The sequence below is a fragment of the Nitrosomonas sp. genome, assembly GCF_040240425.1.
In the GTDB taxonomy this organism is placed as follows: Bacteria; Pseudomonadota; Gammaproteobacteria; order Burkholderiales; family Nitrosomonadaceae; genus Nitrosomonas.
The window spans coordinates 125294-136733 of record NZ_QPHG01000005.1; the positions used below are offsets into that span (position 1 = coordinate 125294).

At 50.0% G+C, this 11440-nt stretch carries 8 protein-coding genes and 1 pseudogene; 1 reads left to right on the forward strand and 8 read right to left on the reverse strand.

Translation table 11 applies throughout. From position 1 onward, the window contains the following. Positions 1–4: 4 nt before the first annotated feature. The 7 genes from DU481_RS03150 to DU481_RS03180 form a co-directional block, all read right to left on the reverse strand. The gene (locus DU481_RS03150; protein WP_350132468.1) at positions 5–2023 is read right to left on the reverse strand and encodes a TonB-dependent receptor plug domain-containing protein; all 2019 of its coding nucleotides are present in this window, start codon (positions 2021–2023) and stop codon (positions 5–7) included. Next, the gene (locus tag DU481_RS03155) at positions 2024–3958 is read right to left on the reverse strand and encodes a TonB-dependent receptor plug domain-containing protein (RefSeq protein WP_350132471.1); all 1935 of its coding nucleotides are present in this window, start codon (positions 3956–3958) and stop codon (positions 2024–2026) included. A 255-nt stretch (positions 3959–4213) separates the two neighbouring features. Further along, positions 4214–4717, reverse strand: a complete 504-nt coding sequence (locus DU481_RS03160) for a YfiR family protein (protein WP_350132474.1) — start codon at positions 4715–4717, stop codon at positions 4214–4216. A 90-nt stretch (positions 4718–4807) separates the two neighbouring features. Then, positions 4808–5920, reverse strand: coding sequence for a TonB-dependent receptor plug domain-containing protein (locus tag DU481_RS03165; RefSeq protein ID WP_350132477.1), 1113 nt, complete (start codon positions 5918–5920; stop codon positions 4808–4810). Positions 5921–6007: 87 nt separating this feature from the next. Then, complete coding sequence (locus DU481_RS03170) at positions 6008–6637, reverse strand: TonB-dependent receptor plug domain-containing protein (protein ID WP_350132480.1); 630 nt, start codon at positions 6635–6637, stop codon at positions 6008–6010. A gap of 89 nt (positions 6638–6726) precedes the next feature. Then, the gene (locus tag DU481_RS03175; protein WP_350132483.1) at positions 6727–8583 is read right to left on the reverse strand and encodes an ABC transporter ATP-binding protein; all 1857 of its coding nucleotides are present in this window, start codon (positions 8581–8583) and stop codon (positions 6727–6729) included. Between the two features lie 18 nt (positions 8584–8601). Next, positions 8602–9843: a TraB/GumN family protein gene (locus tag DU481_RS03180; protein ID WP_350132486.1), complete on the reverse strand. Its 1242-nt coding sequence runs from the start codon at positions 9841–9843 to the stop codon at positions 8602–8604. A 357-nt stretch (positions 9844–10200) separates the two neighbouring features. On the opposite strand from DU481_RS03180, the gene DU481_RS03185 reads away from it, so the two are divergent. Further along, positions 10201–11079: a PEP-CTERM sorting domain-containing protein gene (locus DU481_RS03185; protein WP_350132489.1), complete on the forward strand. Its 879-nt coding sequence runs from the start codon at positions 10201–10203 to the stop codon at positions 11077–11079. A gap of 258 nt (positions 11080–11337) precedes the next feature. Here the strand turns inward: DU481_RS03185 and DU481_RS03190 are convergent. Next, a pseudogene (locus DU481_RS03190) lies at positions 11338–11440 on the reverse strand (IS1595 family transposase); the annotation flags it as partial.

The window sequence follows — 11440 nt, forward strand, 5'->3', positions numbered from 1 at the left end:
GTGCTTAGAAACGATAGTCCATTCTGAACCGCACGGTACGTCCGGGCTGCCAGAAAGTATTCTGCCAATTGTTATCTGCCGCCGGATGCAGATAGTTTTCATTGAACAAGTTATAAATGCTGAGCGAAGCCTCCAATCCTTTCACTTGCGGGACGTTGGTGACCAAATTGAGATTGGCGAGCACATAGCTGTCGGTATGGGTGCCGTCGAGTGTTTTGCGCTTGCCGTAGTATTGCAATTCGTATCCGGCGTGTAAGCCCGTGATCAGCGGTATCGGAATGGAAATATTAATTTTCCCTAAATGATACGGTGAGTTGACCAAATGGGAATTGTGTTGCTCGGCATTCTGGAGGCCATAGCTCGCGCGCAGCCTGCCACCGAAATCCCATGTTTTGTCGAGAGATAGCTCAGTACCTTTGGCTAAGACACTTTTCCCCGTTTGTTGATATTGCGAAAGCCCGCTGATCGGATCGACACCGGCTGCGATGATATTATGCATATCCCATTGATAAACGGTAGCACGCAAATTCATGCTGGGCAGTGGCAGATAATCCGCCACAATCTCCGCGGTATCCGTCATTTCGCTCTGTAATCCTGGATTGGCAACTTGGTAAGTGCCATCGCTGTAGTTACGCTCAAACGAATTGGGTGCGCGATGCGAGCGGCTGTACAACGCCTTGAATGTAACCTTGGGGCTCGCTTGCCAGATCAATCCGCCACGAGGGCTGAAGACGCTGTCAATCCACTTGTTGTGATCATAACGTAGCCCCGCGGTGACAGACAAAGCGTCGTTGATGCGCCATTCATCCTGAATATAAGCGCCTATCCGCAGAACAGAGTTGTGGAGCGCGACATTCTGAACGGGATTGTCGAAATTCTGGAATGTTTGCTTGATGTCAGTGTTATTTTGATATTCAACGCCGAACATTAACTTATGATCGGTAATCGCTGTTGAAAGCAAGCGTAATTCGGCGCCGTGCCAATCGCTCGGGCCGGTTGATAGGGTTCTCTCGCCGCCGTAAATCGCTGGGTTCTCATAGCGGTACTGACCCAGGAACACTCGTCCGAGCACGTTCAACGTATCGTTGGCGAAATTATCGTTATATTGAATTTGTGCATTGAGGCGGCGATCTCGCTGAAACTGACCCAGTAACAGCGGATCGGATAGATAGGCACCGGTTGGATCTTCTTTCTTTCGATTGCCGTAAATGAAGTCAAATGAAAGCGGGCCATACGAACCACGAGCGAACATTTGCTTGACGTTTTCTCCGTCCATGTGATGTGCCACACCGGAAATACCGGAATCGCCGAATTCAAAGAAACGGTTCGCGCCCCTGGATTGCAGACCGGAGAAAGAAATGAGAGCATCAGCGCCATTTTCGAATTGTTTGCCCAAGGTGACACGTTCCTGCGGCATGATTTCTGCCGTCTGATACGATGCCGAAAGTTCAGCGCCTTTTACGTCCGCGCCTTTGCGGGTAATGATATTAACCACGCCGAGCATGGCATTCAAACCGTAGATCGTGCTGCCAGACCAGGGAATAAATTCAATCCGCTCAATTAAGTCGATGTCGAGCGGGAAATCCCGTCCCGTAGGGCCTTGATCGTAGGTCGCGTCATTGATGCGATTGCCATTAATTGTAATCAGTACACGAGAATTGAAGTCTCCGGGCTGACTAAAGCCTCGTGTACCCAGGTATTCATATTGATAATCGTATGTGGTATGAATGCCGGGCAAGCTCGCCAATGCCTGATTCAGTGTGCGCCAACCATAGGTGCGGATATCCTTGCGTGTAATCACACTGACGGCGGCAGCGGCTTGTTGTTGCTTCTGCTCATATTTTGCAGCGCCCACGACACGGATATTCATTAATTCTTCTATGTTCATCTGCTCTAGATCCTTGGCGGCATAGCCAGGTATCGCTTGAGTGAAAAGCAGGGATAGCAGCAATGCCTTGCTATAAAGCATTGCTGCGGGTGTTTTTTGCTTGTAAAGCTGTTCAAATAACATATCGATGTGCACTTAAAAGCGATAATCCAGCCTGAAGCGAATCGTCCGTCCGGGCTGCCAGAATGTATTCTGCCAATTGGTATCCGCAGCCGGGTGCAAATAGTTTTCGTTAAACAAGTTATAAATACTGAGCGAGGCTTCCAATCCTTTTACTTGCGGAACATTCGTGACTAAGTTGAGATTGGCAAGCACGTAGCTGTCGGTATTGGAGCCATCGAGCGTTTTGCGTTTGCCGTAGTATTGCAATTCAGAACCGGCCCGCAATCCGGTAATCAGTGGGATGGGCAGGGAAAAATTGAGTTTGCCGAGATAATAGGGGGAATTGGGCAGATGGGAATTTTGCTGCTCTGCATTTTGGATGCCGAAGCTGCCGCGCAAACGTGCACCCCAATCCCATGTTTTATCGAGCGACAGTTCCGCGCCCCTAGCGACCACCTTTTTGGAATTCTGCTGATACTGGGACAATCCGCTGAGCGGATCGATACCGAGCGCAATGAGGTTGTATATATCCCAGGCGTAGACGTTCGCGCGCAGGTTCAGGGTAGGCTGAGCGAGATAATCCGCGACCAATTCGGCGGTATCGACGGATTCACTGTGCAGTCCGGGGTTCGCGACCTGTGAGATATTGTCGCCATAATCACGTTCGTATGAATTCGGTGAACGGTGCGCGCGGCCATAAAGCGCTTTGAATGTGGCTTTGGGCGTGGCCTGCCAGATCAACGCGCCGCGCGGACTCAGGCGGCTACCGATCCAGTGGTTATGGTCGTAACGCAAGCCAACGGTGGCGGACAACGTGTCAGTGATACGCCACTCGTCCTGGAGATACACACCGATGCGCATTACGGCGCTTTTGATGGTTACATTTTCGTCCGGAGAACTGAAATTCTGGAAAGTTTGTTTGATGCTGGTGTTGTTTTGGTACTCGAAGCCCGCCATTAGCTTATGATCGGTAAGCGCCGTCGACAGCAAGCGCAATTCAACGCCATGCCAATCGCTGGGGCCGGTGGATAAGGTTCTGTCACCGCCGTAAATCATCGGATTATCATAGCGGTATTGGCCGAGAAACGCTCGTCCAAGTACGTTTAAGGTGTTATTGGCAAAATTGTCGTTATATTGAATTTGTGTATTGAGGCGCTGGTCGCGCTGGAACTGGCCCGCTACCAGGGGATCGGAAAAGAACATGCCGGTTGGATCGCCCTTGTGCCGGTTGCCGTAGATAAAATCGAACGATAGCGGGCCATGCGAGGCGCGCGCGAACATCTGCTTAACATTTTCGTCATCCAGGCGGTGCGCGATACCGGAGACACCAGCATCGCCGAATTCAAAGAAACGATCCGCGCCGCGCGATTGCAAACCGGAAAATGAGATGAGCGCATCGGTACCGTTATCGAATTGTTTGCCCAGTGTGACGCGCTCTTGCGGCATGATTTCGGCGGTTTGGTACGAAGCTGACAGCTCGGCGCCTTTGATGTCGGCGCCTTTGCGGGTCACGATATTGACCACGCCGAGCATGGCATTCTGGCCGTACACTGCACTACCGGGACCGGGAATGAATTCGATGCGCTCAATCAGATCGATGTCGAGTGGAAAATCCCGTCCTGTCGGTCCTTGGTCGTATGTGGCATCGTTGATGCGGTTGCCATTGACGGTGATCAGCACGCGCGTATTGAAATCCCCCGGTAATCCAAAACCGCGCGAACCCAAATATTCATATTGATAATCATACGTGGGATGAATGCCCGGCAGGCTCGCCAAAGCTTGATTCAGCGTGCGCCAGCCATAGGTGCGGATATCCTTGCGCGTGATAATGCTGACAGCCGCTGCCGCTTGCTGTTGCTTCTGCTCGTATTTGGAAGCGCCGATGATGTTGATATTCATCAATTCTCCCAAGCTCATTTGCTCCAGATTCGTCGTGGCGAGAATCGGTAGCGATTGTATGCAGAACAAACAAAAGAGTAAGTCTCTTCCTACGCGGCAATTTTTGCTGAAAGAAGATTGTTTCTGTGATGTGCACACGATCAGCTGGTTAAATTCTTAAATTCTGGGATTAAAGCATGCGAAACTTAAAATCAAAAAGAAGAAAAGTAGGATTTATCTTATTCTATTTGAAGTATTCGTTTAAAAACTTTCATTGATAAAACAAATCGGCAAGAACCCATTGCTTTTGTAATCGATGAAATGATGGATGGATTGTGGCTTTTGTTACCGCTGTATTTTGGTGGCGAGGCGCAGCAATTGAGAACTTAAGCTCAATCCTGCTTTTCTGGCCATTGTCAGATTGGCTTCGAATGTGATCTTGTCATCTTTGACATTCATGTTGAGTACAACGCTTTGCTGGCTTACACCGGGGCTATCCGCAACGGTTAGAACCGGCTTATCCTTCAGGTCATCGATGATGTCCGCTAAATCGCCGATCGCGGCGCGGGAAATAAATACCAGCTGGCATTGACTGAGGCGGTCAATGGTATTGATTCTATGGATGATCACTTTGCGGTCATTGATATGCTTTTTCCGCATTAATGAGTCGAGATCCTGACTGAAAGGATCTTTTCCGTAAATACAAAGGTTAAAATTATCCGTGGTGCGGTCAGGCCAGGTGGTGAAGATCGCGAAGTTATACAAAAAAGCGGCTTTCAGCATATATTCAGCCGCTTCATCCGCCTGCACATCCGCTGCGAAGCCGATGCTTGCGATATAGAATATCATCCCAAATTTTGCATAAGGTGTTCTGGATACGAATATCCTGCAAAAGTGATGAATGAATAACGTAAGCAATGCTGTCATCGTGCGATATTGTTAGAAGCGCAAAGTAAATCGGCCAAAAACACCGCGCTGAATTTGCACCGGCATCGTCGGGATCAACTCAGGCGCGAATTCCTGATGGTGTGATTGCAGTAAGTTTTGTCCAATCACGGACAATTCCATGTTCGATCTGGGTTTCCATGCCAATCGCAAATCCAGCGCCTGATAACTGGCCACCCTCAGCCCCGGTAATTTATCGATGTGACGGAAAAAAGCATCCAGTTCAACGTTCTTGACCAAGTCCAGTTGCGTGCGCAGGGTGAATTGATGCTTGGGATCTCCGCCCGATTCAACTTCCTGGCCCAGCGGTACCCGGTTTCTCACTTGCAAGTGGCTATAGCTCGGCATGAAACGCAACCGATCAAATGCATTCAATTGACCGTAAACCTCAAAACCGAAAATGTGCGTGTGGCGCTGATCCATTATCTGAATCGTTGCCGGTGCTACTTCCGATTCACTGGAGGAATGATCATAGTCGTTGAAAAATCCCGCAATATCGACCGACAGATCGGATGTGATCTGACGCCGGTAACCGGTTTCGAATCCCCACAGGGTCTCGGCCAGCAGATGCGGATTGCTGATGAGGCGGATAAATTCCGCGCCGTCCCGGATCAACTGATTGCCGTCGCGTTCAAAGCGGGATGGCAAGCGTATCGAGCGGGTTGCAGAAGACCAGAAAGACTGTTTAGCATCGGGTGTCCACAGCAAGCGGGCATTGGGTAAGAAATTTCCGTGTGTGCAGGTGTGATCGAGAAATTTAATCCCAGCCGTCAGTTTTAACCGGTCTTCTACCAGCGGCACGTCGGCTTGCGCGAAGACATTGCCGGTTTGCAAGCCGCGCCTGATAGGGTCGAAGGAAATCGGCAATCCTGCCCCCAAGTGATCGACGGTCCAGCGATAACCGCCACCCCAGACGATATCCGGTTGCACTGGAATAAAAGGGACTACCAACGGGAAGCGATGTTGAAAATCTATATCGACGGTCTGGCGGGTTTCCCGGAAAGATAGCTCGTTGCGATGCGTGCGATCATAATACACTTGCAGTGCGGTATTCGAACGTTCGCTCGTGGTGCGCTGCCAGCGCACCAACGCATGTCCACCGGCCAAATTGGCGTCTTCCGCGCGCGTAATGGCTGACTCGGGTTCCGCAGGATTGATGAAAGCAGTATTTTGCCCCGCTTTGCCGCCGTAATACTACTGGCCTTGAAAAGTCACGGCGTTGCTGTCGTTGATATCCCAATCGGCGCGAAAACCGGCCGTTCCCATGCGCCAGCTGTCGTTGGCCCCGCCCGGTCCGCGGATGACTTCGATACGTTCGATATCTTCCAGCGGCAGATCCAGTGTTTCCCAGAATGTTCCGGCAAACAACGGAGAATAGACCGTACGGCCATCGATCATTACCAGCAAGTCGTCGGCAAACCGGCCGCTGTATCCGCGAGAGGTCACCGACCATTTGTTTGCATCGATGCGCGCCACGGATAAACCGGGCGCCATGCGCAGCAGCTCGGGGATGCTATTGGCGCTGGCGCGGCGGATATCTTCCTGGGAAATGACAAAAACCGCTGCAGGCGTGTCGCTCAAGGTTTGCGGCTTGCGTGAAACAGTCGATATTTTGGTACTCATCAATTCGGCAAGCGAAGCGTCGGAAATATCTTGTTTCAACGGCATATTTTGTGCCATGACCGCAGTCGTAGCTGAAAATAAGAGAGAAAGCAGCAGCCGAATCCAAGTTAAACGCGTTACTTGTTGATTTGAAGTCGCGATCATGAACGTGCAGGGTGCTTTGATAAGAAATTGTTTGCGCGCAAAAGCATGGAATGTCACGATTGTAGTCCTGATATTCCTTCCTAACAACTTGGAATAAACGGGAAATTATGCGTTAGTTTGGCGCTACGGAAGTGACTGTGCCGGTGTCATGTGCGTTCGTTCTCCAGCAATCCTAGAAAACCGCCCGATTGATGATTCCACAGTTGCGCGTAGAGCTGATTGTTGGCGATGAGTCTGGCGTGACTGCCTTGTTCGACAATCTGACCCTTATCGAAAACGATGAGCCGGTCCATTGCTGCGATGGTCGACAAGCGGTGCGCGATGGCGATGACGGTTTTACCTTCCATCAATTGATACAGGCTTTGCTGGATACCGGCTTCGACTTCGGAATCCAGCGCCGATGTGGCTTCATCCAGCACCAGGATGGGTGCGTTTTTGAGCAGCACGCGGGCGATGGCGATGCGTTGCCGTTGCCCGCCGGAGAGCGTCACGCCGCGTTCGCCGACGTGCGCGTCATAACCGGTACGGCCTTTGATGTCGCGCAATCCCAGGATGAATTCATGCGCTTGCGCTTGTTTGGCGGCTGCGATCATTTGCGCGTCGCTGGCATCCGGTCTGCCGAATAGAATGTTGTCGCGTACCGAGCGATGCAGCAGCGAAGTATCCTGCGTTACCATGGCGATGTTGGCGCGCAAGCTATCCTGTGTGACGGTGCGGATATCCTGCCCGTCGATGGTGATGTTGCCTTGCTGGGTATCGTAAAAACGCAGCAACAGATTGACGAAGGTCGATTTGCCCGCGCCCGAACGGCCGACGATGCCGACTTTCTCGCCAGCGGCGATATGCAAACTGAGACCGGATAAAATACGCAGCGATTCGGGTTGTTCCGGGTGGTACGAAAAAACGACGTGATTAAAATCGATCGCGCCTTGCACTACGGTGAGTTCATTGGCATCCGGCACATCCGTGACACGCTGCGGTTTGGAAATGGTGTTGATGCCGTCTTGTACGGTGCCCATATTTTCAAACAACGCATTGACTTCCCACATGATCCAATGCGACATGCCCGTCATCCGGATCGCCAAGCTCATGACAATCGCGATCGCGCCAGGACCGATACCGCCTTGCAGCCAGATTGCGAGCCCCAGCGCGCCGGTTGCGAATACCATCAGCATATTGATGGTCCAGACGCTGAAATTCAGACCGGTTGCCAAGCGCATTTGCGGATAAACCGTGGCCATGAATTCTTCCATCCCGGCTTGCGCGTAGGCGGATTCCCGCTCGCTCTGGGAAAATAGTTTAAGTGTCAGAATATTGGTGTAGCTGTCGGCGATGCGTCCTGTCATCAACGCGCGCGCATCGGCTTGTAAAGTGGATATACGTTTTAAACGCGGCACAAAATACAGCAGTATGCCGATGTATAAAATCAACCAGGTCAAGATCGGCAAACACAGATAAGGATCGGCGTTAACTACTAACAGTAGGGTTGTGGCTAGATAAATGATGACGAACAAAATGACATCGAGCAGTTTTAGCACGGTTTCGCGCACCGACAGGGCGGTCTGCATGACTTTGGCGGCAATCCGTCCGCTGAATTCATGTTGAAAAAATGCGTAGCTTTGGTTAAGCAGGTAACGATGCGATAACCAGCGCACGCGCATCGGGAAATTGCCCATTAGCAACTGGTTAATCACTAAAGCGTGCGACAACACCAATAACGGAATCCATATCAGAATGAAGATCGACATGGCCAGCAGCGTCGGCCATTCGCTCTCAAAGAAGTATTCTGTTTTATGCGCTGCCAGCCAATCGACCATTTGACCGACCAAGCTGTAGAGCATCGCCTCACTGATGGCCAAAAGCGTGGTCAGCAACGCCAGTAATACCAGATAACGCTCAATGCCGCGAATATAGTGGCGGCAGAATTGATACAGCCCCTGCGGCGGTTCGGCGGGGTGCTCCGGCGGGTACGGGTCGATCAAGCGCTCGAAGAAGCCGAACATGGTTACGATACTCGTGATTTAACTGCTGCTCAGTTGCTCGAAAATCCGGAATCCGGCTACATAAGTGCCGATCGCGGCACCCAGTGACGAAAAAATGAAAATCAATAAAATTCGAGTGACTTGATTATTCCACCAGCCTTTTAAGCTGGTTGTGTCGGTTCTGAGCCGGTTAAAATCACTGACCTTGGGCTTGCGCAAATAGGCTTCAACAGCCGCTACGACCATTCCGGCGCCGATGGCAGGATGCAGCGTTGTGAAGGGAGCCGCCAGGAAAGCGCTCAGAATGGATAACGGATGCGCAAAAGCGATGGCTGTCCCCACTGCGGACAATCCACCGGTTATCAGCACCCAATCCATGACCATGCTGATGCCGATATCCGGGCTTTGCATAAAGCCGATGACGAAGCCCGCCAAGATGAATACAACAATCAACCAGGGGATGAGCTTGAGCCACGGCGATGGTGGCGGGATGTTGTCCAGTTGTGCAATGCGCTCGTCCGGATTATCCATAGGATGCTCTTCGAATTGCCTTGCCATGCCATTCAAGTGCCCGGCGCCGACCACGGCTAAAATGTGCTGGTAATTGTTCTCCCGGCATTCTTTGATGAGCCGCGCGGCCATGTATTCATCCCGTTCACTGATCAGCGGACGGAACAAATCTTTTTCATCTTCCGCGAATTGCGAAAAAGAACTTTCCAATACATCACCTTCTTTCAGTTTTTCGATTTCCGCCGCGCTGAATTTCTCCTGACTGATAACGCTGGCAATCAAACCGGCAAATATGTTGATGCGTTTCCACCATGGCACGCTGTGATAAATCCGTTTCATGGTCGTGCCGATTTCGCGGTCAATCAGCAACACCGGTAATTGCGCTGCTTGCGCATCCTTGATGGCAACCCGCATCTCCGCCCCCGGTTCAATTCCGAATTGCTCCGCCATGCGCTGCTGGAATGCGCCTAATGCGAGGCTGGCCGCGACCATGCTCGCTTGACCGTTTTTGATCACTTGGAATAAATCCATTTTAGCCATCGCGTCGGGATTCACGATGGCTTTATGCCGGCTTGGGCATAACTCAACCGCCACGGCATCGTATTGTCCGGTGGCGATCAACTCTTGAACCTTATCCGCGCTGGCTTTTGAAACATGCGCGGTTCCCAGTAATGTAATGCTGCCGTTGCCGGTTTTGACAATCTTGATCGGTTCGTCATGTGTGTCACATTTGCCGGTCGATGCAGTAGTCTGTTCTTCTAGTGTGGTCATTGGCGGTGATAGTTATAAATCATCGGAAGTGGATTGTTGTTGCTTCGCATAACGAAGATTATCACGGCGTTAACTAAAACAAAATTGAGTTCTGCACAAATTCAAAGCAGCGCGAAATAGTGAATATTACGGCGTGACAATTGCAGTACACATGTACTAATAAAAAGGGAAAGATGTTCTATGTACTTAAAAAAAATCAAACCTATAATGGAACACGCTGTAATCGTTAAATAAATTTTGCATTGAAACATACAAAGTTTAATTGATTAATGGGTGGTTTGAGATTTTAGTTGGTTGTGAAGAGCGAAGATTCTAACAACTATTTTATGTTGCACCGATAAATTTAAGGAGTTAATTATGAAATTCGAATTGAGAAAAAATTGCCTGGCACAAGTTGTAGCAATCGCTTTGTGCGGTTCGTTTGTTTCTGCAGCGCAAGCTGCTCCAACCTTAATCAGCGGTTTCGGCACTACTTCCGCAACGATTGACGATGCAGGTTATTTCTCACCTGCTGGCGCACTCGGCTTAAGCTTCAACGGCAGAGAATTTGTTAATCTGGGCACATACGCATCCAACTGGTCGCTCAATGCCAACGGCGGATCTGTTGCTGTTGCTGATTCAGTGGCCGGTAACAATCCATTAGCAACGACTGCTTTTGGTGCAGGTGGTAGCATTTCCGTTGTTACCAATCTTGGCGGTGGCGGTGGCGGCTGGAGTCTGGTTGAGACAGTCAGTGTTCCAGCAAGTGGTCACGTAGCTGTTCAAATTCAATTGACCAACAACACCGGTGCTGATGCAACCGGCGTGCAATGGGGTGTTGGTATCGATGCTGATCAAGGTGTTCCAGCTGGCTTCGGATTTGGTACAACAAACGAAATTCTGGGGCTAGGAAATGCATCTGCTGTAAGAGCTACCAGCTTGGATGGATGGTCGTTAACCCTGGCTAACACAACCAGTGCATCGGCATTTAACATTGCTGGTTATATCGATCCATTCAGCTGCTGCAGCCCAGTTGATCCTGCTGCAATGTTATCTGCAGCTCAAGCAATTGGTAATTATGGTTTTGCAGACAGTTCAATTAACCTGGCATATGATTTGGGCGCGATTGCTAACGGTCAATCAGCAACTTTTGGTTATGAATACATCATGGCTGTTCCAGAACCAGAAACCTATGCAATGTTACTGGCTGGTCTTGGTTTGATCGGTTTCTCAGCACGCCGCCGTAGCGCAGTGTAATTAGAAACAAATTTCAGAAGCCACGGAGATAAGATTTTCTCTGTGGCTTTTTTGTTTTTTGCATTTAAAGTGATTCATACATGCGTTACCAGCAGTGAGCGTGAATAACTCAGGTCAATGATTGTCAAGCACGCTTCCGGTAATCAGGGTTTGTGAAATTCCTTACTCTCGGTATATCAAAGAAACAGACTACTCTTAAATCTGTTTGGATTTATTGGTTTTGTCCATCTGGTCTATAAAATCAAGGGTCTTAGGAAGTTAAAGCGGGTTTAAACGTAACAATTTAAGAATTTCATGATAGAGATTATCACGGCGATGATTAAAACGAAATTCGGTTTCTTTCAAGTGCAGGTAGAAAGTA